This window comes from Pseudomonas sp. FP2309, from assembly GCF_030687575.1.
Classification (GTDB): domain Bacteria; phylum Pseudomonadota; class Gammaproteobacteria; order Pseudomonadales; family Pseudomonadaceae; genus Aquipseudomonas.
In genome coordinates, this window is record NZ_CP117439.1 from 1,411,942 (window position 1) to 1,437,362 (window position 25,421).

General features: G+C 62.1%; 24 protein-coding genes and 1 pseudogene. 9 read left to right on the plus strand and 16 right to left on the minus strand.

The genetic code is table 11. From position 1 onward, the window contains the following. Positions 1-4: 4 nt before the first annotated feature. From PSH59_RS06370 to PSH59_RS06415, 10 genes are all read right to left on the minus strand, one after another. The gene (locus PSH59_RS06370; RefSeq protein ID WP_305394578.1) at positions 5-715 is read right to left on the minus strand and encodes an ABC transporter permease; all 711 of its coding nucleotides are present in this window, start codon (positions 713-715) and stop codon (positions 5-7) included. Continuing rightward, on the minus strand, positions 712-1,440 hold the full coding sequence (locus PSH59_RS06375) for an ABC transporter permease (protein ID WP_003172331.1): 729 nt from the start codon (positions 1,438-1,440) through the stop codon (positions 712-714). The genes PSH59_RS06370 and PSH59_RS06375 overlap by 4 nt, the downstream gene beginning before the upstream one ends. Before the next feature lie 57 nt (positions 1,441-1,497). Then, the gene (locus PSH59_RS06380) at positions 1,498-2,277 is read right to left on the minus strand and encodes a transporter substrate-binding domain-containing protein (protein ID WP_025855157.1); all 780 of its coding nucleotides are present in this window, start codon (positions 2,275-2,277) and stop codon (positions 1,498-1,500) included. A 215-nt stretch (positions 2,278-2,492) separates the two neighbouring features. Further along, entirely contained in the window at positions 2,493-4,127 is a 1,635-nt protein-coding gene (locus PSH59_RS06385; protein ID WP_305394579.1) for an ATP-dependent DNA ligase, read from the minus strand. Continuing rightward, positions 4,124-5,128: a ligase-associated DNA damage response exonuclease gene (locus PSH59_RS06390; RefSeq protein ID WP_248083821.1), complete on the minus strand. Its 1,005-nt coding sequence runs from the start codon at positions 5,126-5,128 to the stop codon at positions 4,124-4,126. Before PSH59_RS06390 ends, PSH59_RS06385 begins: the two co-directional genes overlap by 4 nt. A 125-nt stretch (positions 5,129-5,253) precedes the next feature. Next, positions 5,254-7,695 carry a penicillin acylase family protein gene (locus PSH59_RS06395; protein ID WP_305394580.1) on the minus strand — a complete coding sequence of 814 codons (2,442 nt, stop codon included), beginning with the start codon at positions 7,693-7,695 and terminating at the stop codon, positions 5,254-5,256. A 247-nt stretch (positions 7,696-7,942) separates the two neighbouring features. After that, the gene (locus tag PSH59_RS06400; protein WP_003189235.1) at positions 7,943-8,143 is read right to left on the minus strand and encodes an SEC-C metal-binding domain-containing protein; all 201 of its coding nucleotides are present in this window, start codon (positions 8,141-8,143) and stop codon (positions 7,943-7,945) included. Further along, entirely contained in the window at positions 8,140-8,622 is a 483-nt protein-coding gene (locus tag PSH59_RS06405; protein ID WP_248083823.1) for an LEA type 2 family protein, read from the minus strand. Before PSH59_RS06405 ends, PSH59_RS06400 begins: the two co-directional genes overlap by 4 nt. 18 nt (positions 8,623-8,640) lie before the next feature. Then, positions 8,641-9,111, minus strand: a complete 471-nt coding sequence (locus tag PSH59_RS06410) for a YchJ family protein (protein ID WP_248083824.1) — start codon at positions 9,109-9,111, stop codon at positions 8,641-8,643. Between the two features lie 5 nt (positions 9,112-9,116). Next, positions 9,117-9,614 (minus strand): DUF6231 family protein, encoded by a 498-nt coding sequence (locus PSH59_RS06415; RefSeq protein ID WP_248083825.1) that lies wholly within the window; start codon positions 9,612-9,614, stop codon positions 9,117-9,119. 190 nt (positions 9,615-9,804) lie between these two features. On the opposite strand from PSH59_RS06415, the gene PSH59_RS06420 reads away from it, so the two are divergent. Then, on the plus strand, positions 9,805-10,500 hold the full coding sequence (locus PSH59_RS06420; protein ID WP_305394581.1) for an OmpA family protein: 696 nt from the start codon (positions 9,805-9,807) through the stop codon (positions 10,498-10,500). Between the two features lie 156 nt (positions 10,501-10,656). Further along, positions 10,657-11,415, plus strand: coding sequence for a collagen-like protein (locus tag PSH59_RS06425; RefSeq protein WP_248083827.1), 759 nt, complete (start codon positions 10,657-10,659; stop codon positions 11,413-11,415). Between the two features lie 105 nt (positions 11,416-11,520). Here PSH59_RS06425 and PSH59_RS06430 read toward each other — a convergent pair whose 3' ends face one another. Beyond that, positions 11,521-11,985: a CopD family protein gene (locus PSH59_RS06430; RefSeq protein ID WP_248083828.1), complete on the minus strand. Its 465-nt coding sequence runs from the start codon at positions 11,983-11,985 to the stop codon at positions 11,521-11,523. A 99-nt stretch (positions 11,986-12,084) separates the two neighbouring features. Here PSH59_RS06430 and dinG point away from each other — a divergent pair, with 99 nt between their 5' ends. The 5 genes from dinG to pdxH all read left to right on the plus strand — a co-directional run bounded on the left by dinG (position 12,085) and on the right by pdxH (position 19,811). Next, positions 12,085-14,229 (plus strand): ATP-dependent DNA helicase DinG, encoded by a 2,145-nt coding sequence (gene dinG, locus PSH59_RS06435; protein WP_248083829.1) that lies wholly within the window; start codon positions 12,085-12,087, stop codon positions 14,227-14,229. Positions 14,230-14,317: 88 nt separating this feature from the next. Next, positions 14,318-16,615 (plus strand): beta-galactosidase, encoded by a 2,298-nt coding sequence (locus PSH59_RS06440; RefSeq protein ID WP_305394582.1) that lies wholly within the window; start codon positions 14,318-14,320, stop codon positions 16,613-16,615. A gap of 82 nt (positions 16,616-16,697) precedes the next feature. Then, entirely contained in the window at positions 16,698-17,843 is a 1,146-nt protein-coding gene (locus tag PSH59_RS06445; protein ID WP_305394583.1) for a serine hydrolase domain-containing protein, read from the plus strand. Positions 17,844-17,984: 141 nt separating this feature from the next. After that, the gene (locus PSH59_RS06450; protein WP_248083832.1) at positions 17,985-19,136 is read left to right on the plus strand and encodes an OmpA family protein; all 1,152 of its coding nucleotides are present in this window, start codon (positions 17,985-17,987) and stop codon (positions 19,134-19,136) included. Between the two features lie 27 nt (positions 19,137-19,163). After that, positions 19,164-19,811, plus strand: coding sequence for a pyridoxamine 5'-phosphate oxidase (gene pdxH / locus PSH59_RS06455; RefSeq protein WP_248083833.1), 648 nt, complete (start codon positions 19,164-19,166; stop codon positions 19,809-19,811). 36 nt (positions 19,812-19,847) lie between these two features. Here pdxH and PSH59_RS06460 read toward each other — a convergent pair whose 3' ends face one another. Then, positions 19,848-20,108, minus strand: a complete 261-nt coding sequence (locus tag PSH59_RS06460) for a hypothetical protein (RefSeq protein ID WP_305394584.1) — start codon at positions 20,106-20,108, stop codon at positions 19,848-19,850. A gap of 156 nt (positions 20,109-20,264) precedes the next feature. Here PSH59_RS06460 and PSH59_RS06465 point away from each other — a divergent pair, with 156 nt between their 5' ends. After that, a complete protein-coding gene (locus PSH59_RS06465; RefSeq protein WP_003189251.1) occupies positions 20,265-20,729 on the plus strand; it encodes a glycine zipper 2TM domain-containing protein in 465 nt (154 codons plus the stop codon). A 188-nt stretch (positions 20,730-20,917) separates the two neighbouring features. Here the strand turns inward: PSH59_RS06465 and PSH59_RS26230 are convergent. After that, positions 20,918-21,001 (minus strand): annotated as a pseudogene (locus PSH59_RS26230) (Na+/H+ antiporter NhaA); the annotation flags it as partial. A gap of 146 nt (positions 21,002-21,147) precedes the next feature. Here PSH59_RS26230 and PSH59_RS06475 point away from each other — a divergent pair. Further along, positions 21,148-22,242: a PLP-dependent cysteine synthase family protein gene (locus PSH59_RS06475; RefSeq protein WP_305394586.1), complete on the plus strand. Its 1,095-nt coding sequence runs from the start codon at positions 21,148-21,150 to the stop codon at positions 22,240-22,242. A 61-nt stretch (positions 22,243-22,303) separates the two neighbouring features. Here the strand turns inward: PSH59_RS06475 and PSH59_RS06480 are convergent, their stop codons facing one another. The 3 genes from PSH59_RS06480 to PSH59_RS06490 all read right to left on the minus strand — a co-directional run bounded on the left by PSH59_RS06480 (position 22,304) and on the right by PSH59_RS06490 (position 25,390). Beyond that, on the minus strand, positions 22,304-23,917 hold the full coding sequence (locus tag PSH59_RS06480) for an NAD(P)/FAD-dependent oxidoreductase (RefSeq protein ID WP_305394587.1): 1,614 nt from the start codon (positions 23,915-23,917) through the stop codon (positions 22,304-22,306). 106 nt (positions 23,918-24,023) lie between these two features. Further along, positions 24,024-24,695 carry a COG3650 family protein gene (locus PSH59_RS06485; protein WP_248083838.1) on the minus strand — a complete coding sequence of 224 codons (672 nt, stop codon included), beginning with the start codon at positions 24,693-24,695 and terminating at the stop codon, positions 24,024-24,026. Positions 24,696-24,790: 95 nt separating this feature from the next. Beyond that, the gene (locus tag PSH59_RS06490) at positions 24,791-25,390 is read right to left on the minus strand and encodes a short chain dehydrogenase (RefSeq protein ID WP_248083839.1); all 600 of its coding nucleotides are present in this window, start codon (positions 25,388-25,390) and stop codon (positions 24,791-24,793) included. Positions 25,391-25,421: the final 31 nt, after the last annotated feature.

Genomic DNA, 25,421 nt, shown 5'->3' on the forward strand with positions numbered 1-25,421 from the left:
CTCCTTAGTGGCTAGGCCCGAGAAAGGCCAGCCAGCGGCGCTCCGCGAGCCGGAACAGGCCGACCAGGGCGAAGGTCACGGCCAGGTAGATCAGCGCCGCGATGCCGAACGATTGAAAGGTCATGAAGGTGGCCGAGTTGGCGTCCCGCGCGACTTTGAGAATGTCCGGGATGGTGGCGGTAAACGCCACCGTGGTCGAGTGCAGCATCAGGATCACTTCGTTGCTGTAGTAGGGCAACGAGCGGCGCAGCGCCGAAGGCATGATCACGTACGCGTACAGCTTCCAGCCGCTGAGGCCGTAAGCCTTGGCCGCTTCGACTTCGCCATGGGCCATGCTGCGGATCGCTCCGGCGAAGATCTCCGTTGTGTAGGCGCAGGTGTTGAGCGCGAAGGCCAGAATCGTGCAGTTCATCGCATCACGAAAGAACGCATCCAGCACCGGTTGAGCACGCACGGCGGCGATGCTGTAGATGCCGGTGTAACAGATCAGCAACTGTATATAGAGCGGCGTGCCGCGAAACAGGTAGGTGTAGAACTGCACCGGCCAACGCACCAGGCGCCTGCGCGACACGCGGGCGATGGACAGCGGAATCGACACGACAAAGCCGATGATCAGCGCGGCGCTGAGTAACCACAGAGTCATTGCCAGGCCGGTGATGTGCTGGCCGTCGCTGTAAAGGAACGGGCGCCAGTATTCCTGCAAGAGTTCGATCATCGCACTGCCTCCCGGGCGCCTGCGGAGTAGCGACGTTCCAGGCGTCGCAAGACAAAGTTGGACGCGCTGGTGATCAGCAGGTAGATCAAGGCGGCCAGCACCAGGAAATAGAACAGTTGATAGGTGCTCTTGCCGGCGTCCTGGGCGGCTTTGACCAGGTCGGCCAGGCCGATGATCGACACCAGCGCGGTGGCCTTGAGCATCACCATCCAGTTATTGCCGATGCCCGGCAGGGCAAAGCGCATCATCTGCGGGAAGGTCACGTAGCGGAACCGCTGCCCGCGCTTGAGTCCATAGGCGGTGGCGGCTTCCAACTGGCCACGGGGCACGGCAAGGATCGCGCCGCGGAACGTCTCGGTGAAGTACGCACCATAGATAAAGCCCAGGGTGATGACCCCGGCGCTGAATGGGTCGATCTCGATGTACTCCCATTCCATAAAATCGGTAAGGCCGGTCAGCCAGGTTTGCAGGCTGTAGAAAATCAGCAGCATCAGCACCAGGTCGGGTACACCGCGAATCAATGTGGTGTAGAGCTGGGCGGGAATGCGCAGGAAGGGCAGGCTGGAGAGTTTGGCGCTGGCGCCGAGCAGGCCCAGCAACACGCTGACGGCCAGGGACAGCACCGACAACTTGAGGGTCATCCAGGTGCCTTGCAGCAACAACGGGCCGAAACCCTTCAGGCTGAACGCGCTCAGCCCGAGGGTTTGCAACAGATCTTCGAACATAAATCAGGACCTATGGCGATAAAAAAGCGCCCCTCCAGCGGAGGAGCGCCCCAGGCATTATTTGCCGCTGTACAGGTTCAGATCGCCAAAGTGTTTTTTCTGGATAGTGGCGTAGGTGCCATCATCGTGTAACGCTTTGATACCTTTATCCAAAAGCGCCTTGAGCTCAGTGTTACCTTTTTTGATACCGATCGCGGTTTTCGACGGCAGCAGCGGGTCATCAATTGCCGCGCTGACTTCGTAGCCGGCACCGGCCGGCGACTTCAGAAAGCCCAGTTCGGCTTGCAGCATGTCTTGTACGGAGGCGTCGAGGCGGCCGGAGGTCAGGTCAGCGTAGACCTGGTCCTGGTTGGCGTAGGCCTTGGTGGTCACGCCGGCCTTGTCCAGCACGGCCTTGGCGTAGGCTTCCTGGATGGTGCCTTGCTCGTAGCCCACGGATTTGCCCTTGAGCGACTCAGGGGTGGAGTAGCCTGCGCCTTTTTTGAACACCAGCGAGGTTGGGCCGGAGAACAGTTCGTTGGAGAAGTCGATGGCCTTTTCACGCACCGGGGTCACGGTCATGGACGAAATCACGCCGTCGAACTTGTTGGCCTTCAGGCCTGGAATCATGCCGTCGAAGTCACTTTCGACCCACTTACACTTGACCTTCAGCTCGGCACAGATGGCATTGCCCAGGTCGATATCGAAGCCTACCAGGCTGCCGTCGGCGGCTTTGGATTCGAACGGTGCGTAGGACGGATCGACACCAAAACGCAATTCCTTGTATTCCTTGGCCAGCGCGGTACCTGCGGCCATGCACAGAGCCAGTGCAGAAAGGGTCAGCAATGCTTTTTTCATTATGTAATCCCTGGAAACCAAGATAAGCGCTTGTGGCGCGTTTAGGACTGTTACTGAACGGTGTCAGACGGGTCACTGGTAGCAATTTCTGCACCATAGTTCCGAATGCGCTTGCGAATGGTCGTTTTAAAAGGAAGGAAGAGGGTTTTTGGAGTGTAGGTGATGCCCATTTTTGGGCATCGAAAAAACGCTGCTTTTTTTTGGTGCGCGTCTGGTCAACTTAACAAGTCCTGCAAGGTTGCCAAGCTGTCTGCCTCGTCCACCGCTTTATCCTGCCGCCAGCGCAGCATCCTGGGGAAACGCACCGCGATCCCGCTCTTGTGGCGCTTGGACAGGGCAATGCCTTCAAAGCCCAATTCGAACACCATGCTCGGTGTCACGCTGCTGACCGGGCCGAATTTCTCCACGGTGGTCTTGCGCACAACCGCGTCGACTTTGCGCATTTCCTCGTCAGTCAGCCCTGAATAGGCCTTGGCGAACGGCACCAGGCTGCGCTCGCTGCCGGGCGGGCCATCCCACACGGCGAAGGTGTAATCGCTGTACAAGCTGGCGCGCCGGCCGTGCCCGCGTTGGGCGTAGATCAATACCGCGTCGACGCTGAACGGGTCGACTTTCCATTTCCACCACAGGCCCATGTCCTTGGTGCGACCGACGCCGTAGAGGCCGCTGCGATCCTTGAGCATCATGCCTTCCACGCCGAGGCTGCGGGAGGCTTCGCGTTGCCGGGCCAAGTCCTGCCAGGTGGCGCCCGTCAGCAACGGCGAAGGCCGCAAGACGGGCTGGTCGCACCTGTCAATCACCTGCTCCAATCGGGTGCGACGTTCTGCCAGGGCGTGGTTGCGCCAATCCTCACCCTCATGCTCCAGCAGGTCATAGGCCAGGATCGCCACCGGCGCATCCTCCAGTACCTTTTTGCTCAAAGTCTTGCGACCGATGCGCTGTTGCAACAGGGCGAACGGCTGCACCGCGTCCTTCCACACCACGATTTCGCCGTCGATCACCGTGCCGTCGGGCAGGCCACTGACCAGGCTGTGGAGTTCCGGAAAGCGTTCGGTGACCAACTCTTCGCCTCGGGACCAGACCCACAACCGGCCCTCGCGTTTAACCAATTGCGCGCGAATACCGTCCCACTTCCACTCTACCTGCCAGTCCGCGGGCGGGCCGAGCAGGGCATCGAATTGTTCCGGCGGTTGCGCCAGCCCATGGGCCAGAAAAAACGGATAAGGCTGACCGCCCCGCTGCGCATGCTCGTCAGCGGATTCGGCGGCAATCAGTTTGAGGTAGCCCTGGGGCGTAGGACGATTGGACAGATCGGTGTAGCCCACCAGACGCTGGGCGACCCGCTTGCTGTCCAGTCCGGCCATGGCCGCAAGCGCGCGGGTCACCAGGAGTTTGGACACGCCGACGCGGAAGCTGCCGGTGATCAGCTTGATGCACACCATCAGGCTGGGTTGATCCAGTTGCGCCCACAGCGCCGGCAAGCGCTCGGCCAGGTCCAGGGGCGACAGGCCGCGCAGGGGCAGGAGCTTTTCTTCGAGCCACACCGCCAGGCCGTCTTCTGAGGTGTAGGTCGATTCGGGCAGCAGCAGGGAAATGGTCTCGGCGAGGTCGCCCACCGATTGGTAGCTCTCCTCGAACAGCCACGGCTCGATGCCGGCGGCTTCGGTTGCCATGTCCCGCAGCAGGCGCGTGGGCACCAGCTGTCGGGGCCGCCCGCCGGATAAAAAGTACACCGCCCAGGCGGCGTCCTGTGGGGGAGCCTGCAGGAAATAGGCTTGCAACGCCGCGAGCTTGGCGTTGCTGGAGGTGGTGGCGTCGAGGTTGGCGTACAACTCGGCGAAGGCCTTCATGCCGTGGCTTCCTCTTCATCATCGCCGTATTCGGTGCTGAAGCCTTGGGCGTCCAGGCCTTTCTCGCGCAGGTGGCGCACCAAGACGCCGACGGAGCCGTGGGTAACCATCACCCGCTCAGCGCCGGTTTGCTCGATGGCCCACAACAGGCCTGGCCAGTCGGCGTGATCCGACAGCACAAAGCCACGGTCCACCCCACGCCGCCGCCTTGTGCCGCGCAGGCGCATCCAGCCGCTGGCGAAGGCGTCGCTGTAGTCGCCAAAGCGCTTGATCCAACTGCTGCCCCCGGCGGACGGCGGGGCGATGATCAGGGCCTGGCGCAGCAACGGGTCGGTTTTTTTGAAGTCGCCGGCGTAAAGGGTCTCGGGAATGTAGATGCCGGCCTCGCGATAAACCCGGTTCAGCGGCTCGACGGCACCATGGCTGAGAATCGGGCCGATGCCGGCGTCGATCCCATGCAGGATGCGCTGAGCCTTGCCGAAGGAATAGCAGAACAACACGCTGGCCTTGCCGAGCGCGACGTTGCCCTGCCACCAGTCGTTGATGCCGGCAAAGATCTGCGCCTGGGGCTGCCAGCGGTAGATCGGCAGGCCGAAGGTGGATTCGGTGATGAACGTATGGCAGCGCACCGGCTCGAAGGGCGCGCAGGTGCCATCGGGCTCGACCTTGTAATCGCCCGACGCCACCCAGACTTCGCCCCCATACTCCAGGCGCACCTGGGCCGAGCCGAGCACGTGCCCTGCCGGGTGGAAACTCAAGGTCACGCCGTGGTGCAGCAACCGTTCGCCATAGGCCAGGGTTTGCAGGTTGATGTCCTGGCCCAGGCGCGAACGCAGGATGCCTTCGCCGGGCGCGGCGGCCAGGTAGTGGGTGTTGCCGGTACGCGCGTGGTCGCCGTGGGCATGGGTGATGACCGCACGTTCAACCGGGCGCCAGGGGTCGATGTAGAAGTCTCCGGCAGGGCAGTAAAGGCCCTCGGGGCGTGCGATGACAAGATCCATGGGCGTGCCGGGGGCGATGGGCTTATCAGGTATGAGGCGGGGGCGAACGCAGAAGTTCTATCGGAATGCACGCGGCGCCAATGTGGGGGGAACGCCCTCCCGCATTTGGCGCCGGTGACTTCAGATTATTTGCCCGGCGTGAGGGTCAGCCTGGCTTTGCCATACACTTTCTCGAAGTTTTGCGGCTGCATCGGAAAGCTCAGGTATTGCGCCTTGAGCGACGGCTCGATGCCATTGGCATAGTTGGGGCTGGCCGGGTTGCCGGATTGGCCGATGCCGCCTTGGCCCATCATCGGCTCCGTCTGGCTGAAGTCGACGATCATGCGCAGCGCCGGCACTTGGGTGGTGTCGAAGCTCTGCCCCCAGTTATACGGCGCGGGGTTCAGGGTGTTGTGGTCGCCGCCGGACGCCAGCGGGCCGCGGATCACTTGGCCCGTGGTGTTTTTCCAGGTGGTGCTGTGCAGTTTGCCCCATTGCCAGGCTTTGTGATCGGCACCCAACTGGCTGTCGCCGGCAGTTATCGCCGCGGCGAGGCTGCGGGCGAGGATCGCCGGCTTGTCTTCCTTTTGCGCGGTGCGCAGGTCATCCCAGAACGGGCTGTCTTCGCGGCCCAACAGGTGGTCGGCTTGCGCGGCGTAGGACAGGTTCGCGTTGCTCACGAAGGCTTTCCAACTGGCGCTGGTTTCCGGGCCCAGTTCGTCGAGGAAGATCTGTCGGGTGCTTTCCTGCAGGAACAACTCGTACAGCGCAGCGTCGGCGGATGTCGACGCGAGGCGTCCGTCGAAGGCCATCAGGCGAGCCAGCGCTTCGCGGGCCTTGGCCTGCTCGGCGGCGGGCAGGGCATCAATCGCCTGTTTCAGCGGTTGGGCCATGCCCGGTGCCTGGAACATGGTCTTCAGCTTGGCGGCGAAGAGGGTGGTCTGGTCGTATTGCATGGCAATCATGCTGCGCGTGTCGTGCTTGCCGGCATTGGCCAGTTGCGCCAGGCGCTCGCTGCGTTCCGGCGCATCCCAGGAATTGGACAACTGCATGCCGTAACCGCGCGGCGCGGTGCGCTGGTTGGCGGTGCCGATCCAGCCTTGGGCCGGGTCCTGATCGTAGGGGTGCAGCATCGCGTCGGCGTAACCGTCCCAGTCAAAGCGCGTGTCCCAGCCTGGCGAGGGCAACAGGCCTTCGCCTTCGCGGCGGTTGGGGAAGCGGCCGGTGACCTGCCAGCCAATACTGGTGGCGTCGGCAAACACCATGTTCAAAGCGATTGCGCGGATTTCCCGGGTCGCGTCCGATGCCTTGCCGATGGTTTGCGCGCGGGACAGGTCGAAGAACGCGTCCAGGCTTTTGTCGTCCTTGAAGTCGGCGGTTTGCAGGGCCAGGCCCAGGCCGCTGGTCAACGCCTGGCTGCTGTTGAGCAGGGCGCCGTGACGGGTTTCGTACACCACTTCGCGAATCGAGCGCTGGCCTTTGACGAAGAAGGTTTCGTTACGCACGCCGGCCGGCAGCCATTTGCCGTTGTTCTCGTAGTACAAGGCGTTGCCTTGGCGTTTGACCTTTTCGAGGAACAGGTCCTGGGTGTCACCCTTGACCGTGCTCATGCTCCACGCCACTTTGCCGTTGAACCCGGACAACAGCGTCGGCAGCCCGGCAATCGAGGCGCCGACGGCCTGGTATTTCGGTGCGCGGATCTGCACATAGTTCCACGGCGACGGGGCCTGCGGCTGGGCGGCGAGGTCGTTGGCCAACAGGCTTTTGCCGCTGCGGCTGCGTTGCGGGCCGATGGCCCAGTTGCTCGAGGTGGTGACAGCCAGCGAGTTGAGGCTGCTCAGTTGCTGGCTGACGGTATCGAGCCCCGCAAGGCCGGTGATCTGGCCGAGGTTCACACCTTTGAGTTTCTCGGCTTCGGCCAGGGGGATCGGTTCATCCGGTGCGCTTGGGGTGAGCCAGGCCAGCTTGTCGACGCCGACTTTTTGCGCGAGCACCAGGGCGGCCAACTCTTCCTGCAAGTTGGCCGATTCGCTGAAATTGAGCAGGCAGAACAGCAACGCCGAATCTTCCGGCTTCCAGTACTCGGGCTTATAGCCGGTCTGGGCCAGGTCCGGCGGCAGCTTGTCGCGGTAGCGGAACAGATAGGCGTTGACGCCCCGCGCATACACTTCGAAGAAACGCTTGAGGCGTGGACTGGAGGCGTTATACAGCTCGCCGGCGCTTTTTTTCAGGTTGACCGCGCGCATAAAGCGGTCGACATCCAGCACCTGCGGTCCGGACATCTCTGCCAGACGACCCTGGGCCAGCAGACGCAGCGTGACCATTTGGGTGATGCGATCACTGGCATGCACATAGCCAAGGCTGAACAGCGCGTCGTGGAAGGTGTTGCTCTCGATCAGCGGCATGCCTTGGGCATTGCGGCGCACCGAGACGTTCTGGGCCAAGCCTTTGATCGGTTGCACGCCGGCAACCGGTGGCAGGGTGTCCTGGGTGCTCTGGAGCTGGCAACCGGCCAGGCTTAATGCACTGGCCACTGCCGCGGCAACGCCGAACCGGGGAAGAAAATGTGAGAGGGCTGGCGAGGCCATGGCAAAGCTCCTGCGGGGGGTGGCGTCAGTAAAGGCGCTACGTTAGTGAGCGCGGCGAAACGACGCAAGCAGCAGTTTTGGCAATTGCGTGAGAACTTGAATCTTGCACAAACCAGTGTGGCGGCGGCTTGACTGCGCAGGCCTTCAGGTCAGGGTTTCGGCAGGTCCAGGTTCATGGCCTTGCGTCGGCCCTGGCGAGCAGTGTGAGGGAACGCGCTCCCTCACACACGTGAGCAGCCGGCGCGCTTTACGCCCCGTGGCACTTCTTGAATTTCTTCTCGCTGCCGCACGGGCACGGATCGTTGCGACCCACGTCCTTCAAGGCGTTGCGCACCGGCTCCTGGTGAGCGTGGCCGCAGTTGGGACCGTGGACATGGCCGTGGTCGTGATCATGGTGATCGTGATCGTGGTTGCAGTCAGGACCATGCACATGGGGTTGCTGAGTCATTGATGTCGCTCCGGAATAAAATCGCCGGGGATTATCACGCCATTGTGGGCGACCTGCACGTCATAACCGATGAATAATCCGGTTTTCAGCTCACCTTCCAGGCGATAGGGCACGGGTTTGTCGGGATTTTTCAGCATATGCACCACGTCGCGAATCTGCGGCCACAGGTTGGTGCGCACCGATACCTTGAAGAACGCATGGCCCCGGGGCGGGACGGTCAGCCATTCGTTGGACTCGCCTTCGGTGAGCACAAAGTCGTCCAGGGTGACCTTATAGATCAGGCCGCGCACGGTCAGGTCGGCGTCTTCACGGTTGTCCACGCGAAAGTACAGTTTGAACTTCTGCTCCAGCAGCTTGGCCCGCACCACTTCGACTTTGACCAGGGACACGTGGGGCGGCGGCGAATCGTCTTCGAACCAGGACGCACAGCCGCTCAGGCCAAACATTAACGCCAGCATCAAGCTGTAGATCCGGAGCATGGCGTGGGTCCTTGGTGGTCAGAAGTAGCCGGCGCAGCACTTCTTGAATTTTTGTCCGCTGCCGCACAGGCACGCATCGTTGCGCCCGGCTTTGACTTGCACCGTAGGATCGATGAAGTACCAGCGCCCGTCATTCTGTACGAAAGAAGACTGTTCGCGGTGACTATGTTCGCCGCTGCTGTCATGCCAGCGCGCGGTAAAGGTCACGAAGGCATGTTCCGGCTGGCCGCCGAACACCTCGGAGCTTTCCACCTCAAGGCCAAGCCAGGTGCTTTGGGCGCTCCAGGCGCTGATGGCGTCGCGGTCCAGGCCGGCTTGTTGCGCTGGCAGCGTGGTGGCCACCAGGTAGTCCACCAGGCCCAGCACATAGGCGCTGTAGCGCGAACGCATCAACGCGCTGGCGCAGGGTGCCGGGTGGCCTGCGTGATAATGGCCGCAGCAGGCATCCAGCAGGTTGCCACTGCCGCAGGGGCAAATGGATGTACTCATCGGGTTTACCACCAATACTTTCCGAAGTTTTCCGGGTTGGCCCAGAAGCGGGCGTTAAGCCAGTCCGGCACCTGTTTATAGTCAAGCAGATCATAGGTAAACAGCGTCAGCACCTGCTCGTCACGCTCGAAGCGCTCGCCGGCCTGCAGGGCCAGGGAGAAGAAATCGGTGTCCTTCCAGTCGCAAGCGCCCAGGTCCACCAGCACCGCAATGCGGCTGGCATTGAGGTTGCGAATGCCGCCGAGCAGGGTCAGGCCTTGCGGTTTTGACAGGTGCTCCAGGCAGTCCACCACCAGTGCCAGGTCAAACCGCTGGGCGGCGAGTTCGCCGGGCAGCGGCCCAGGCGCCGCTACGCACACTTGGGTGTCGGGGTGCGCCTCTTTAAAGGCATCCAGCGCCGGAAACCTGCTGGCGCCACACAGCAGCAGACGTTTGGGCTGGTGCAGGTCGAGCAGGGCGGCCAGCGCTTGCTGGGGTGTACGGGCAGAAATACCAGCGGTCATCGCAGATCCTCACATCAGGACCATAGAGACTAGCGCGGCTGAGCGTGCGGGCCTAGAGCGGGCGGCTGCGAAAAGTCTCATACAGGGCGTCATCCTCAATGAATACGGGGGCGTGGCGTAGTGGCGCAGTTGAAAAGAGCGGTCTTTACTCCACCCATCGGCCCCCGCCGATCCCCTCAGGAGAAAACAGATGAGCATCATGCGGACAGCTCTACCCTTGGTTCTGCTAACCGGAGTATTGACAGGTTGCGCAGGCTTGCAAAAGACCGACTGGCCCACCTGCGCCGCGGTTGGCGGTGTGACCGGTGCGGCAATCGGTGCGACGGAAAGCGCGGCGTACGCGGGTTATGGCGCGTTGCTGGTTGGCGGTATGGCCGGTGCCTACTGCTGGGTACATGGCGACGGCGATGAGGACGGCGATGGTGTGCCGGACAGCCGCGACAAGTGCCCAGGCACGCCAAAAGGCGTGCAGGTGGATGCCAATGGCTGCCCGCCTGCGCCACCCGCCGCCGTGGTTGAGGAAGTGGTGGTGGTCAAAGAAGAAACCATCGTGATTCGCGATGTGCATTTCCAATTCGACTCGGCCAAGTTGACCGCTGCGGACCAAACCAAGCTCGACACCATCGCTACCCGCCTGAAGCAGGAGGCCCCGAGCGCTCAACTGCGGGTCAGCGGGCATACCGACAGCGTCGGTGCGGATGCCTATAACCAGAAACTCTCGGAGAAACGGGCGCATTCGGTCACCGATTACCTGATCAGTGCGGGTGTGCCTCGCAGCAACTTTGTGTCGGTGAGCGGTGCGGGCGAAAGCCGTCCTGTTGCCGATAACAAAACCGCTGAAGGCCGCGCCCTGAATCGTCGTACAGAAATCCAGATCAACCGCTGACAGCCTTAGCCCCTGTGGTTCCCACAGGGGCATTGTCGGTGAGCCGCGCTTAAACCATCCCTCTCTCAAGTTTTTTGAACCTTCACTGGCAAATCGCCTGTAGAAGTCGTTACTGTGCGTCCAAAGAAAAATTTGAAAACACTCAGGAGCCCCATGATGCGTAAGGTTTTTCTGTTGGCCCTGCTGGTCAGCCCCATTGCCCTGGCCCAGAGCGTCAGTGTTGAAACCAACTCGTTGATGCGCCTGCCCAGCAGCACCGGCGTGTTGCAACTGGAGCGTCTGGATGTGGCGGATTACGGCACGTTGTTGATCCCCGCCACCATCAGCCAGGTGACGGTGGATGAACTGCACCTGGGCCGCGACGCACGCATCGCCATTGTGCCCGGCACTGCCGCGCTGCAATTGCAGGTGGGGCATGCACAACTTGAGCATGGCAGTCAGATCACATCGCGCGGCGCGCCCGGCACCCATGAAAAACCCGCCAAGGCCGGGCGCGACCTGACCTTACGCATCAATAACCTGAGCGCAGAAGAGCTGTCGGTGGATGCCCGTGGCGGTGCCGGTGCCCAAGGGTACGCCGGGCTGGATGGCGCCAACGGCGAAGACCCCGGCTGCACCTGGGGTTCGGCGGGGCGTGGTTTTAACGGCGACAACGGTGGCGATGGTCTGCCGGGTGGCGCGGGCGCGCAGGTGCGCGTCGAGCTGCCGAAGGACTTCCCTGCCGACAAGATCAAGGTCTGGGTAGATGGCGGTGCTGGCGGTCTGGCTGGCGTGGCGGGAAAACCCGGCAAAGGTGGGGAGTCCAAAGGCTGCCTGGTGTACCGCGCCGACGGTGGCGAGAAAGGCCGTCCAGGGTTGGAAGGGCAGCCAGGGCCGGTGGGGCCTGCGGGTTCTGTGACCATCCAAAGGCTCTGATTTAGCTGATCTGACGCTGTCGCGGGCAAGCCCGGCTCCCACACTTGGAATGCATTTCAAATGTGGGAGCCGGGCTTGCCCGCAATGAGGCCCTCAAAGGAGCCCTCAGAACATCGGCCGAGCCGAAGCAATCGCCACCACCACCAAACCCACAATCAAATTAACCCCTACCAATTTGCGGATCTGCCCCAGCGCAGCCGCGCCCGCCGGCCAATCCTCTGCCGCCACTGCCGCTTTCAACGCCGGGAATTTCAAGGCCTGAATGCGGATGAACAGCGCGGTCATCACCAGGTACAAGCCCATCATCACCTGCACATAACGCGGCGCCGTCTCAAACCCGCTGAAGCGCAGGTGCAGCAGGCCCACACCGCTGATCGGCAAAATCAGGACGGTGACCCACACCCACACGAAAAAACGTTGAAACACATTCGCCCACAGTTTGAGCCGGGCAGGGCCCTCAAGTGCCGCCACAGCGGCGGGACGCAGGATCATCCAGGCGAAAAACATACCGCCAACCCAGATCAGGGCGGCCAGTACATGCAGGGTGTAAGCGAGGCTAAACGCGGTCATTGTGGTACTCCGTTCTGCGCGGGATTAATTAGCGGGGTATGATAGCGGCCGATCCGAACCACTGAAAATTTATCCAGCGTTTTTTGCGCCCGACTATCCATGATCAGCACTGAACTCAAAACCACGATCCAGGGCGCCTATTCGCGTTTTCTCGAAGCCAAGAGCTTGAAACCGCGGTATGGCCAGCGCCTGATGATCGCCGAAGTGGCGAAGGTCCTCGGGGATATCGACACCGACGACGAAGGCCGTCGCGAGGGTGAGCCCGCGGTCGTGGCCGTCGAGGCCGGCACCGGTACCGGCAAGACCGTGGCCTACAGCCTGGCCGCGATCCCCACCGCCAAGGCCGCCGGCAAACGCCTGGTGATCGCCACCGCCACCGTCGCCCTGCAGGAGCAGATCGTCTACAAGGACCTGCCCGACCTGATGCGCAACAGCGGCCTGAACTTCACGTTCGCCCTGGCCAAGGGCCGTGGCCGCTATATGTGCCTGTCCAAACTCGATGTGTTGTTGCAGGAAGGCCACGCGCAAACTGCGACGGCGTCGCTGTTTGAGGAAGAAGGCTTCAAGATCGAAGTCGATGAAGTCAGCCAGAAGCTGTTTACCAGCATGATCGAGAAACTGGCCGGCAATAAATGGGACGGCGACCGCGACAGCTGGCCCACCGCCCTGGAAGATGCCGACTGGGCACGCCTGACCACCGACCATAGCCAGTGCACCAACCGCCATTGCCCCAACTTCGGCCAGTGCGCCTTCTACAAGGCCCGCGAAGGCATGGGCAAGGTCGACGTGATCGTCACCAACCACGACATGGTGCTGGCCGACCTGGCCCTGGGCGGCGGCGCCGTGCTGCCCGACCCGCGCGACACGCTTTACGTGTTCGACGAAGGCCATCACCTGCCGGACAAGGCCATCGGCCACTTCGCCCATTACACGCGCCTGCGCTCGACCGCTGACTGGCTGGAGTCCACGGCCAAGAACCTCACCAAATTGCTGGCCCAGCACCCGCTGCCGGGCGACCTGGGCAAATTGATCGAACAGGTGCCGGAGCTGGCGCGCGAGATCAAGACCCAGCAGCAGTTCATGTTCAGCGCCTGCGAACAGGTGGCCGATTTCAAACCCGGCGAAGACGTGGAAGGCCGTGAACGGCCGCGCCATCGTTTCGTCGGCGGGCTGATCCCCGAACACATGCGTGAAATGGGCATTGAGCTGAAAAAGGGCTTTTCGCGCCTGACCGACCTGTTCACCCGCCTCACCGATCTGCTCAAGGAAGGCATGGATGGCGAGGTCAATATCGGCATCGCCAGCAACCAGGCCGAAGAATGGTACCCATTGTTCGGCAGCCTGTTGTCACGCGCCCAGGGCAATTGGGAACTGTGGACCGCCTTTACCGTCGAAGACCCGGAAGACAACCCGCCCATGGCCCGTTGGCTGACCTTGTCGGAAAGTGGTGCGCTGTTTGATATCGAGGTCAACGCAAGCCCCATCCTCGCCGCCGAAATGCTGCGGCGTAACTTGTGGAACGTGGCCTACGGTTGTCTCGTGACCTCGGCCACGCTGACCGCGCTCGGCACATTCGACCGCTTCCGCATGCGCGCAGGGCTGCCGAAAAAGGCCGTCACCGCAGTGGTGCCGAGCCCGTTCCACCACGCCGACGCCGGCGTGCTGCGGGTGCCCGACCTCAAGGCCGACCCGCGGGACGCGCCGGCGCACACCGCGGCGATCATCCGCGACTTGCCGGAGCTGGTGGAAGGTTCACGCGGCACCCTGGTGCTGTTCTCGTCACGCAAACAAATGCAGGACGTGTTCGACGGCCTTGACCGCGACTGGCGCAAGCAGGTGTTTATCCAGGGCAATCTGTCCAAGCAGGAAACCCTCAACAAACACAAGGCGCGGGTGGACGGCGGCGATTCCAGCGTGTTGTTCGGCCTGGCCAGTTTTGCCGAAGGCGTGGACTTGCCGGGCGCTTACTGCGAGCACGTGGTGATCGCGAAGATCCCGTTCTCGGTGCCGGATGATCCGGTCGAGGCGGCGTTGGCCGAGTGGATCGAAGCGCGGGGCGGTAACCCGTTCATGGAAATCTCGGTGCCGGATGCGTCCCTCAAGCTGGTGCAGGCCTGCGGACGCTTGCTGCGTACCGAAGAAGACCGGGGCACCATCACCTTGCTTGACCGTCGTTTGGTCACCCAGCGCTACGGCAAGGCAATCCTTAATGCCTTGCCGCCGTTCCGGCGCGAAATTTCTTAAGCCACCGTGGGCGGTTTCGCCCACTTTGTGGTCTATCTCATGTCGTTTATCAGGCCATTCATCGGCCGTCCGGGAGAACCTTGTTCGTATGATTCGCACGCTGCCCGCCCTTTTTGCCCTGCTGTTCGCTGCGCCCTTGATGGCCGCGCCCACCGGGCAACAAACCCTGTTCAACTTCGTCCGGCCTGCCGATGTGGTCAAGGTGGCGACCCAGGACGCCAGCCTGCCGCAATACAACGCCGAACAAACCCCCGAAGGCGAGGTGCTGCGTCGTATCACCTTTAACCCCGCCGCTGCACCGAGCCTGGTGCTCAGCCCGCAGAGCGGCGTGTGGGACTGGTCGCAGTCCAGCGCGGTGAGCCTGCGTATCCAGAGCGCCATGGACTGGGCGCTGACGCTCTATGTCAAAGTGCAGAGCAGCGACGGCAAGACACTGGTCAGCCGCGTCGACCTGCCGGCCGGCCCGGCCCAGACCCTGCTGATCCCGCTGCAAGCCAATTCGCCATTGAGCCAGGGCATGAAGGCCGGCCCGCCGATGCCGATCACCGTCGAGGGCCAGCGCGTGTTGCTGGCCGCCAGTGCGGGAGACATCGACCGCAGCCAGGTGGTGTCGGTGACCTTGTCGATGCTCAAGCCCGATGCCGCGCAAAGTATCCTGCTCGAACGCTTTGGTGTGCAGGACAGTGAGCCGGTGCTCAAGGCCGCCTATAGCGAACTGGTCGATGCGTACGGGCAAGCCACCCGCGCCCGCTGGCCGGAGAAGGTCAGCAGCGACGAACAACTCAAGGCCGCCGCTGCCAGGGAACAACAGCAGTTGCAGGGCTGGCTGGCCGCGCGGGACAAATCCGCGCTGGACCCCTACGGTGGCTGGAACAAGGGCACGGCTTTCAAGGCCAGTGGTTTTTTCCGTACCGAGAAACGTGATGGTCGCTGGTTCCTCGTGACGCCGTTGGGCCATCCGTTTTACTCCCTGGGCGTCAACACCGTGGCGCCGGACAACAGCCAGACCTACGTCGCCGGCCGTGAATGGATGTTTGCCGCGCTGCCCAAGGCCGGTGAACCGTTCGACAAGTACTACGGCAGTGGCGATCACCGCACCGGCAACGGAGCCGGTGAAGGGCGCAGTTTTGGTGCCGGGCGTTGGTACGATTTCTATGGGGCCAACCTGCAACGCACCTATGGTGGCGAGAGCTTTGACCACAAGCGCTGGATGACCCACACCCTCGACCGCCTGCAAGCCTGGGGCTTCAATACCGTGGGCAACTGGAGCGACGAGGCGCTGAGCACCGCCGATCGCGTGCCGTACACCTTGCCGCTGTCGATCGTCGGCGACTACGCCAGCATCAGCACCGGCACCGACTGGTGGGGCGGCATGCCGGACCCGTTCGACCCACGCTTTGCCATGGCCACCGAGCGCGCCGTGGCCATTGCCGCCCGCGATCACCGTGACGACCCGTGGTTGATTGGCTTCTTTGCCGATAACGAACTGGCCTGGGCCGGGCCGGGGGATGATCCGAAATCCCGTTACGCCCTGGCCTACGGCACGCTGCGCATGACCACCGACGTGCCGGCCAAACGTGCGTTCCTCAAGCAACTGCGCGACAAATACCGCAACGAGGCCGGTCTGTCCAAAGCCTGGGGCATCCAACTGGCGGGCTGGGAGTTGATGGAAGATCCGGGCTTTGAGCCACCGATGCCCAGCCCTGAACACCCGGAAATCGAAGCGGACTTCAAATACTTCCAGAAGACCTTCGCCGATGCCTATTTCAAAACCATCTCCGACTCACTGAAATGGCATGCGCCGAACCAGTTGCTGTTGGGCGGTCGCTTTGCAGTGAGCACGCCTGAAGCTGTGGCGTCCTGTGCGCAGTATTGCGATGTGTTGAGCTTCAACATGTACACCCTCAAGCCCCAGGACGGTTACGACTTCGCGGCGTTGCGCGCACTGGACAAGCCGGTGTTGATCACCGAATTCAACTTCGGCTCGGCCGACCGTGGCCCGTTCTGGGGTGGCGTGACGCAATTGGCCAAAGAAGAGGACCGAGGCGCGGCCTATGCCAACTTCCTCAAGCAGGCCATGGCCGAGCCGTCGATTGTTGGCGTGCATTGGTTCCAATACCTGGACCAGCCGGTGACCGGGCGTTTGCTGGACGGTGAAAACGGCCACTTCGGCCTGGTCGGGATCACCGATGTGCCATTCCAGGGCTTTGTCGACAGTGTGCGTAAAAGCAATCTGGCGGCGGTCGATCAATTGGGCAAGCAAGCGCAAAAGGCCGAGGCCGCGAGCGTTATTCGCGAGGGCGAGGGGGGCAAGCCCGGGCACGAAGGCAAAGGCCCGGGGCAGGGCGCCGGGCATGCCGGAGGGCACGCCGGTAATGGCCATTGATTGAGCGTTGACGGGTTCACAAAACCCGCAAGGACTGGAACAATGGCGCGCACTTTTTACAGGGTTTTTCGAGGGGGCTTAGGTGCAGATTCAGGGTCATTACGAGCTCCAGTTCGAAGCGGTACGTGAAGCGTTCGCCGCGTTGTTCGATGACCCGCAGGAGCGTGGCGCCGGGCTGTGCATTCAGATCGGCGGCGAAACCGTCGTCGACCTGTGGGCCGGTACCGCCGACAAGGACGGTGCCGAGGCCTGGCACAGCGACACCATCGTCAACCTGTTTTCCTGTACCAAGACCTTTACCGCCGTCACGGCTCTGCAATTGGTAGCCGAAGGCAAATTGCAATTGGACGTGCCTGTCGCCAGGTATTGGCCGGAATTTGCCGCCGCCGGTAAAGAAGCCATCACCCTGCGCCAACTCCTCTGCCATCAGGCCGGGTTGCCCGCGATCCGCGAGATGTTACCCACCGAAGCCCTGTACGACTGGCAATTGATGGTCGACACCCTGGCCGCCGAAGCACCGTGGTGGACGCCCGGCCAGGGGCATGGCTACGAGGCCATCACCTACGGCTGGTTGGTCGGCGAATTGCTGCGCCGGGCTGACGGGCGTGGGCCGGGTGAGTCCATCGTGGCGCGGGTGGCACGACCGCTGGGGTTGGACTTCCATGTGGGGCTGGCGGACGAGGAGTTTTATCGCGTCGCCCATATAGCGCGCAGCAAAGGCACTATGGGGGATGAGGCCGCACAACGTTTACTGCAAGTAATGATGCGTGAGCCCAATGCCATGACCACCCGTGCGTTCGCCAACCCTCCATCTATTTTGACCAGCACTAATAAACCTGAATGGCGACGCATGCAGCAGCCAGCGGCAAATGGTCACGGTAATGCGCGCAGCCTCGCCGGTTTTTATAGTGGTTTGTTGGACGGTAGTTTGCTCGAAGCCGACATGCTTGAAGAGTTAACCCGTGAACACAGTATCGGGCCGGATAAAACATTATTGACGCAAACCCGTTTCGGCCTGGGCTGTATGTTGGATCAGCCACAGCTGCCCAACGCGACGTTCGGCCTTGGATCGCGTGCTTTCGGGCATCCTGGCGCGGGTGGCTCGGTTGGCTTTGCCGATCCGGAGCGTGATGTAGCGTTTGGTTTCGTAACTAACACATTGGGGCCGTATGTACTTATGGACCCACGGGCGCAGAAGTTGGTCGGAATATTGGCCGGTTGTCTGTAAACCCCTTGCCGTTTCACGTTTTTTTGTTACAAAGGCAACTATAAGAAGGCGCTGAACGAAATTTTGTAACTTTAATGTTCTGTAAGCGTCTGTTTAACGGGTCATTCAGACCCCCGTTTTTTCTCATTTTGTGGATATCTCATGTTATCGAACAAGTCCTTGGCACTGGCCCTTTGCCTCACTATGACTGGCTGCGCACAAACTCCACAAAATGATGCCGAGGGTGGGCATTGGTGGTCATTTGGATCTGACAAGGCCGCTACCAAGGACGCGGTCACCCAAACCGACACGAAGCCGGATGCCAAACCCGCCGCGGGTGCCAAGCCTGCCGCTCCGGTAGCTGCTGCCGCCGCTGCGCCGGCCCCCGCCGCCAAGGCGGATACCGGCTCCAGCTGGTGGCCGTTCTCGTCCAAGAGCGACGACGAAAAGGCTGCCGACGCCAAGGCCGCCGACTTGAAAGCCGACCTCAAGGCCGCAACACCTGCGCCATCCGCCGCGCCTGCCGTCGCCAAGACCGACAGCGAAACCCACTGGTGGTGGCCGTTCGAAAGCAAACCCAAGCCGCTGGCCAAGGTCGACGTGACCAACGTGCCGATGCCCGACCCGAAGATCACCCAGGCCTGGTTGGACGACTATGAGCCGCGCCTGCGTGCCGCCATCAAGGACAGCAACCTGCAACTGGAGCGTCGCGACAACGTACTCGTCGTGATTGCCCCCGTAGACGGTTCCTACAACCCCAAGCGCCCAGCGATGCTGTTGCCCGTTACCCTCGGCCCGTTCACCCGTGTGGCCAAGGCTGTTGAGGCCGATCCGAAGACCGCCGTGCTGGTCTTGGGCCACGTTGACGCCACCGGCAGCGCGCCAGCAAGCCAGGCGCTGAGCAAAGAGCGTGCGCAGTCCATCGCGTCCATTTTCAGCCTCAGCGGCCTGAAGCAGGATCGCCTGATGCTGCGTGGCATGGGCGACCTGATGCCACGTGCCGCCAACGACAGCTCTCAAGGCCGCGCCTTGAACCGTCGCATGGAAATCATGTTCACCCAGCGCACCACCATGCTGGCCCTGCTGAGCAAGTACAACTCGGGCAAAACCCCGCCAGTGGCTGACATGGTAGCGGTACAGGACGTTCCCGCACCGGCGCCGGCGGCCAAGGCCCCTGCGAAAAAGGCTACGGCGACCAAGAAAGCGGCCGCCAAGCCGGCTGCCAAAAAAGCCGCCGCCAAGCCCGCAGCGAAGAAAGCCGCCCCGGCCAAAGCCAAGGCCGCTGCACCGGCAACCGATCAGGCGAAAAACTGAGCTGCTGAACCACAAGGATAAAGCCCCATGACCCAGGCACTGGCCGATATGCGCCGTGACTACACACGGGATGGTTTGAGCGAGGCCCAGGCCCCGAGCGAGCCGTTTACCTTGTTCCACCAGTGGTTTGGCGAGGCGGTGAAAACCGAGCAGCCACCGGTGGAGGCCAATGCCATGACCCTGGCCACGGTCGATCAGGACGGTCGCCCGCACTGTCGCATCCTGTTGCTCAAGGGCCTGGATGCGCAGGGCTTTACCTTCTTCACCAACTACCAGAGCGCCAAGGGCGAACAGCTCGCCGCGCGGCCGTTTGCAGCCATGACGTTTTTCTGGCCGACCCTTGAGCGCCAGGTGCGTATCGAGGGCAGGGTGGTCAAGGTCACGCCGGAGGAGTCGGACGCTTATTTTCAGGTGCGTCCTTTGGGCAGCCGCCTGGGCGCCTGGGCGTCGCCGCAAAGCCGGGTCATTCGTGACCGTGAAGAACTGCAGGACCTGCTCAAGGCCACCGAGCAGCGCTTCAGCGATACGCAGCCCGATTGCCCTGAGCACTGGGGTGGCTATCGCCTGTTGCCCGAGCGCATCGAGTTCTGGCAGGGCCGCGCCAGCCGCTTGCATGACCGTCTGAACTATCGCCTGCAAGGGACCGACTGGGCCCGTGAGCGCCTGGCGCCCTGAGCTGCACCTTTCGTCACTCCACCTGAATGATGCCCTTCACCCCGACGTCTCTGTTAAAGAGGTGTCGGGTGTGTAGTGCTGCGCGGCAATCTTCAGCCAGTTCGGCAGGTCGCTGCGTTTGATCTTCAGCGCGCGGGCCTTTTCCAGCTGTTGCAGCATGAAGGTACGCTTGGCTGGGTCGCCCTCGGCCAGCGACAGCGCAAGGTCGCGGTCCACCCAGCGTTTGATACGCAGGTATAACCAGCCATGGAAATACAGGCCGGCGAGGGTAGTGACTACAATGATCAAGTAATCCATGAAAACCCCGGTTACGAGAGGGTGCTACCGTTTATCGAGTTTTGTGGTGGTGGCAGTCTGTACTAGGGCTGAATGAAAACAATTTTTTGCCGGGCTTGCCGTGACAGGCGTCAAGTCGCGGCGTCTAATGATCACCTGTCCTTTGGAGTTGATGCTATGCGTAAGTCCGTTTTACTGGTTGCCTGCTTTACCACCCTGTCTTTGCTGCTGGGTGGCTGCGCCTCGAGTCTGACCGGCGACTCGTATTCCCGTGATGAAGCGCGTCGTGTACAGACCGTGCGCATGGGTACCATCGAATCCCTGCGTCCGGTGAAAATCGAAGGCACCAAGACCCCAATCGGCGGTGCGGCCGGTGCCGTTATCGGTGGTGTGGGCGGCAGCGCTATCGGCGGTGGCCGGGGCAGTATCGTGACGGCCGTGATCGGCGCTGTCGCCGGCGGCCTGCTGGGTTCGGCCACTGAAGAAGGCCTGACCCGTACCCAGGGCGTGGAAATCACCGTTCGCGAAGACGATGGCAGCATGCGCGCTTACGTGCAGGCCGTGCAGGAGAACGAAATCTTCCGCATTGGCGACCGTGTGCGCATCATGACGGTTGACGGTACCAGCCGCGTTACCCGCTAAGCGGTAAAGCAGCAGGCAAACAAAACCCCAGCCGGGTGACCGGTTGGGGTTTTTTGTGGGCGTGGTTTGCCGGAGCCCAAGCGTTTATGTGGCTCGCCATCGTGCTCATCGCGTAACCGCTGCAGTTCCAGGCCGGCTCCGGCCAGACGCATCGAGGGGCTTGCCTGGCAACGGGCCGGCAGCGAGTCCATCAGACACAATTTCAGCGACACGGGAACGCGCGTGTCCAGAAGCGCCAATACATCCAGTGCGAAGGTGGTGTCGGTGCTCATCAGCTGCTTGCCCTTGATCTCCACGCCGACGGACAGGACGAGCAGCGCCTACCTGCAATTGTGTGTGCAATTGCGCCGTCACTGTATCGGTGGCGAATGCAGGAAAGATTCTAATATTAATGCTGAAATCATTAGAGACCCCCCTCATGAGTGACCACCGCCCCTGGGCCCGCGAAGCCATTCGCATTATTGAAGCGGATTTCCAGCGCAGCGCCGACACACACCTTATCCCCTTGCCGTTGCCAGGTTTGCCGGGGATCGAGTTGTACTTCAAGGATGAGTCCAGCCACCCTACCGGCAGCCTGAAACATCGGCTGGCGCGCTCGCTCTTTCTGTATGCGCTGTGCAACGGCTGGCTCAAGCCCGGCGCGCCAGTAATCGAAGCGTCCAGTGGTTCCACGGCGATCTCCGAGGCGTACTTCGCGCGTCTGCTTGGCCTGCCGTTTATCGCGGTGATGCCGGCCACCACCTCTCAGGAAAAGATCGCACAGATTGCCTTCTACGGCGGCAAGAGCCATTTGGTGCAGGATCCGACACAGATCTACGCTGAATCCGAGCGCCTGGCGCAGGAAAGTGGCGGCCATTTCATGGATCAGTTCACTTACGCCGAACGCGCCACCGACTGGCGCGCGAACAACAACATCGCCGAGTCGATTTTCCAACAAATGCGCTTCGAACAGCATCCCGAGCCGAGCTGGCTGATTTCCAGCCCTGGCACCGGCGGCACCACCGCCACCCTGGGCCGCTATGTGCGTTATCGCCAGCATTGCACCCGTGTGTTGTGCGCCGATGCCGAGCGTTCGGTGTTTTTTGAGTACTACCAGACGGGCGATGCCGGTCTGCGCCTGGACTGCGGTTCGCGCATCGAAGGCATTGGCCGGCCACGGGTCGAAGCATCGTTTTTACCCAAGGTGATCGATGCAATGGTCAAGGTGCCGGATGCGTTGTCGCTGGCGGCCATGCATTACCTGGCCGAGCGACTGGGGCGGCGAGTCGGCGGCTCGAGCGGGACCAACCTGATAGGCGCCTTGATCGCGGCACAGCAGATGAAAGCGGCGGGGGAGTCGGGTTCGATCGTGGCGATTTTGTGTGATGGGGGCGAGCGCTATGCGACGACCTATTACGATCAGGCGTGGCTGACCGGGCAGGGGTATGCGCTGGAAGACTTGGTCGCGGTGGTGGCGGCCAGTGTCGAGCGGGGCGAACCGTTGCCGCAGAGCATTCTGCGCGAAAACATCTGACACACGACGCAAACCAATGTGGGGCGGGGTGCAAGGCTCCCACATTGGCTCCGTGGCGTTCTTAGGCTTCGATACCCAGCATGTCGCGAGCCAATGCTTCGGCAATTCGAATCCCGTCAACGCCCGCCGACAGAATCCCACCGGCATAACCGGCGCCTTCACCAGCCGGGAACAGACCCTTCACGTTCAAGCTCTGCATCGAATCGTTGCGGGTAATCCGCAGCGGTGACGAGGTGCGGGTTTCGATCCCGGTCAACACGGCGTCGTACAGCGAGTAGCCTTTGATCTGCTTCTCGAACGCCGGCAGCGCTTCACGGATCGCCTCAATGGCGAAGTCCGGCAACGCCAGGGCCAGATCGCCCAGGGACACGCCCGGTTTGTAGGACGGTTCCACACTGCCGATGGCCGTGGAGGGCTTGCCGGCAATGAAGTCACCGACCAACTGTGCCGGCGCCTCGTAGTTGCTGCCACCGAGGATGTACGCGTGGGACTCCAGGCGCTCCTGCAACTCGATACCGGCCAGCGGGCCACCGGGGTAGTCCACTTCCGGGGTGATGCCGACCACGATGCCGGAGTTGGCATTGCGCTCGTTACGCGAGTATTGGCTCATGCCGTTGGTCACCACGCGGTTCGGCTCCGACGTGGCGGCGACCACGGTGCCGCCTGGGCACATGCAGAAGCTGTAGACCGAGCGGCCGTTCTTGGCGTGGTGCACCAATTTATAGTCGGCAGCGCCCAGTTTCGGGTGCCCGGCGTACTTGCCCAGGCGCGCGGCGTCGATCAGCGACTGCGGGTGTTCGATACGGAAGCCCACCGAGAACGGCTTGGCTTCCATGTACACACCGCGGCCGTGGAGCATGCGGAAGGTGTCGCGGGCGCTGTGGCCCAGGGCGAGGATCACGTGTTTGGAGAGGATCTGCTCACCACTGGCGAGTACTACGCCGTGCAGTTGACCGTCCTCGATCAACACGTCGGTGACGCGCTGTTCGAAGCGCACTTCACCGCCCAGGGCGATGATCTGCTCGCGCATGTTTTCGACCACGCCGGTCAGGCGGAACGTACCGATGTGCGGCTTGCTGACGTAGAGGATTTCTTCCGGCGCACCGGCCTTGACGAACTCGTGCAGCACTTTGCGCCCGTGGAATTTCGGGTCTTTGATCTGGCTGTAGAGCTTGCCGTCGGAGAACGTCCCCGCGCCGCCTTCGCCGAACTGCACGTTGGACTCGGGGTTGAGCACGTTTTTGCGCCACAGGCCCCAGGTGTCCTTGGTACGCTGACGCACTTCCTTGCCGCGTTCGAGGATGATCGGCTTGAAGCCCATCTGCGCCAGCAACAGCCCGGCGAAGATGCCGCAGGGGCCAAAGCCGACCACGATGGGGCGTTCGACCAGCCCTGCCGGTGCCTGGCCCACCACGTGGTAGCTGACGTCCGGCGCCGGGTTGATATTGCGGTCATCGGCAAACTTGAGCAGCAGGGCGGCTTCACCCTTCACATTCAGGTCGATGGTGTAGATGAAACACAGCTCCGACGACTTTTTGCGGGCGTCGTAGCTGCGCTTGAACAGGGTGAAATCGAGCAGGTCATCACTGGCGATCCCCAGGCGCTGCACGATGGCGGGCCGCAGGTCTTCTTCGGGATGGTCGATGGGCAGCTTGAGTTCGGTGATTCGTAACATGACGGGATCCGGTAGGCGGCGGGCAAATAGGCCGGCTGTTTTGCAAACCGGCGATTATAAGCCCCATTGGCGATTTTCCGTCAGGTAAAAACAGCGCAGGGCTGAGTCAGTCGTCGCGCGAGCCGCCAAACGCCGCGCAGCCACGTTGCACCTGACCGTTTACACGCAACTCTGCGGTCATGTGTTGCAGGCTGCCGCTGACACTGTCCACACAGCGCTGCGGGGCTACCCATAGCTCGACGTGCTGGTTGTTGGCTTCGGTCATCAGGTTGAAGCGCCCGTCACCGATTTGCTCTTCCACATACGGGACCGCCAATGGCGGCTGGCCTTCACGCTCCAGCACCATGCCTTTTGCCGTGACGTTCATCGCCCACGCCGGCTTGTGGCCGTTGGCGCGCAAGGTCATGCGCTTGAAGTCCGGATCGTCGCAGGCCGAGGTCGACCGCTCGACACGGTACAACTGCTGCAGCTCCACTTCGCCCTGGGTACCGCTGGCAACACCGGAGAATTTGCCGCGCAGGTCGGTGAACAGCGCGCCTTGCTGGCCGGCAAGGGACGCCGCTTCCTGCAGGATGCTGGTGCCGCCGGTGTCCTTGACCACGTAGTTGCGCTGGTCGTGGCACGGTTGAAACAACAGCTTGCCACCCACCACGGTGAGTTCACCCTGCATGCGGGTCAGCCCGGCGGTAGAGGGCTTGGCCGGCTCGCTTTCGAACATCTGGCAGGCGGCGAACAGGGGAAGCAGGGCAAACACAGCGAGGGTACGGGCGGCACGCATAAGGGGTCTCCAGACAAGTGCCGCCACGTTACGCAGGCTGGCGATGCATCACAAGCCCACTCGCCAGCTTCAGGCGTTTCTGACAGACCTGGCAGTCAGCCAACGATAAAGGTCTGGCCCGTCTGCAAGCCTTCCACGCTTTTCGCGTAGGCCAATGCCACATCGGCGCCACTGACCGGTTTGTAACCGCGGAAATACGGCGCGTAGCTGCCCATGGCCTCTTCCAGCACCGTCGGGCTGACGGCGTTGATGCGCAAGCCCCGTGGCAATTCAATTGCCGCCGCTTTGACAAAGGCATCGATGGCACCGTTGACCAGTGCCGCCGACGCGCCGGTACGAATCGGATCACGGTTGAGGATGCCGCTGGTCAGGGTGAATGAGGCGCCATCGTTGGCGTACTCACGGCCGATCAACAACAGGTTGACCTGGCCCATCAGCTTGTCACGCAGTCCCAGTTCGAAGTCGCTGTCGCGCATGTCCTCCAGGGCGACGAAATTCACGCTGCCCGCCGCGCACACCAAGGCGTCGAATTTGCCCGTCTGCTCAAACAAGCTGCGGATCGAGGCGCTGTCGCTGATATCCACCTGGAAGTCGCCGCTGCTGCGGCCGATGCTGATCACTTCGTGGCGCTCGGCCAGTTGCGCCTTGACCGCTGAGCCAATGGTGCCGCTGGCGCCAATCAGTAGAATTTTCATGCTGCTGTTTCTCCACGGAGTCAGTGAAGGT

Excerpts from the sequence above, each read along its gene's own strand:
- PSH59_RS06450 (WP_248083832.1), top strand. The coding sequence starts at position 17,985 with ATGTTATCGAACAAGTCCTTGGCACTGGCCCTTTGCCTCACTATGACT.
- PSH59_RS06415 (WP_248083825.1), bottom strand. The coding sequence starts at position 9,614 with ATGACCGCTGGTATTTCTGCCCGTACACCCCAGCAAGCGCTGGCCGCC.
- PSH59_RS06425 (WP_248083827.1), top strand. The coding sequence starts at position 10,657 with ATGCGTAAGGTTTTTCTGTTGGCCCTGCTGGTCAGCCCCATTGCCCTG.
- PSH59_RS06485 (WP_248083838.1), bottom strand. The coding sequence starts at position 24,695 with ATGCGTGCCGCCCGTACCCTCGCTGTGTTTGCCCTGCTTCCCCTGTTC.
- PSH59_RS06410 (WP_248083824.1), bottom strand. The coding sequence starts at position 9,111 with ATGAGTACATCCATTTGCCCCTGCGGCAGTGGCAACCTGCTGGATGCC.
- PSH59_RS06475 (WP_305394586.1), top strand. The coding sequence starts at position 21,148 with ATGAGTGACCACCGCCCCTGGGCCCGCGAAGCCATTCGCATTATTGAA.
- PSH59_RS06480 (WP_305394587.1), bottom strand. The coding sequence starts at position 23,917 with ATGTTACGAATCACCGAACTCAAGCTGCCCATCGACCATCCCGAAGAA.
- dinG (WP_248083829.1), top strand. The coding sequence starts at position 12,085 with ATGATCAGCACTGAACTCAAAACCACGATCCAGGGCGCCTATTCGCGT.
- PSH59_RS06385 (WP_305394579.1), bottom strand. The coding sequence starts at position 4,127 with ATGAAGGCCTTCGCCGAGTTGTACGCCAACCTCGACGCCACCACCTCC.
- PSH59_RS06400 (WP_003189235.1), bottom strand. The coding sequence starts at position 8,143 with ATGACTCAGCAACCCCATGTGCATGGTCCTGACTGCAACCACGATCAC.
- PSH59_RS06440 (WP_305394582.1), top strand. The coding sequence starts at position 14,318 with ATGATTCGCACGCTGCCCGCCCTTTTTGCCCTGCTGTTCGCTGCGCCC.
- PSH59_RS06390 (WP_248083821.1), bottom strand. The coding sequence starts at position 5,128 with ATGGATCTTGTCATCGCACGCCCCGAGGGCCTTTACTGCCCTGCCGGA.
- PSH59_RS06460 (WP_305394584.1), bottom strand. The coding sequence starts at position 20,108 with ATGGATTACTTGATCATTGTAGTCACTACCCTCGCCGGCCTGTATTTC.
- PSH59_RS06430 (WP_248083828.1), bottom strand. The coding sequence starts at position 11,985 with ATGACCGCGTTTAGCCTCGCTTACACCCTGCATGTACTGGCCGCCCTG.
- PSH59_RS06380 (WP_025855157.1), bottom strand. The coding sequence starts at position 2,277 with ATGAAAAAAGCATTGCTGACCCTTTCTGCACTGGCTCTGTGCATGGCC.
- PSH59_RS06395 (WP_305394580.1), bottom strand. The coding sequence starts at position 7,695 with ATGGCCTCGCCAGCCCTCTCACATTTTCTTCCCCGGTTCGGCGTTGCC.
- PSH59_RS06465 (WP_003189251.1), top strand. The coding sequence starts at position 20,265 with ATGCGTAAGTCCGTTTTACTGGTTGCCTGCTTTACCACCCTGTCTTTG.
- PSH59_RS06405 (WP_248083823.1), bottom strand. The coding sequence starts at position 8,622 with ATGCTCCGGATCTACAGCTTGATGCTGGCGTTAATGTTTGGCCTGAGC.
- pdxH (WP_248083833.1), top strand. The coding sequence starts at position 19,164 with ATGACCCAGGCACTGGCCGATATGCGCCGTGACTACACACGGGATGGT.
- PSH59_RS06420 (WP_305394581.1), top strand. The coding sequence starts at position 9,805 with ATGAGCATCATGCGGACAGCTCTACCCTTGGTTCTGCTAACCGGAGTA.
- PSH59_RS06375 (WP_003172331.1), bottom strand. The coding sequence starts at position 1,440 with ATGTTCGAAGATCTGTTGCAAACCCTCGGGCTGAGCGCGTTCAGCCTG.
- PSH59_RS06490 (WP_248083839.1), bottom strand. The coding sequence starts at position 25,390 with ATGAAAATTCTACTGATTGGCGCCAGCGGCACCATTGGCTCAGCGGTC.
- PSH59_RS06370 (WP_305394578.1), bottom strand. The coding sequence starts at position 715 with ATGATCGAACTCTTGCAGGAATACTGGCGCCCGTTCCTTTACAGCGAC.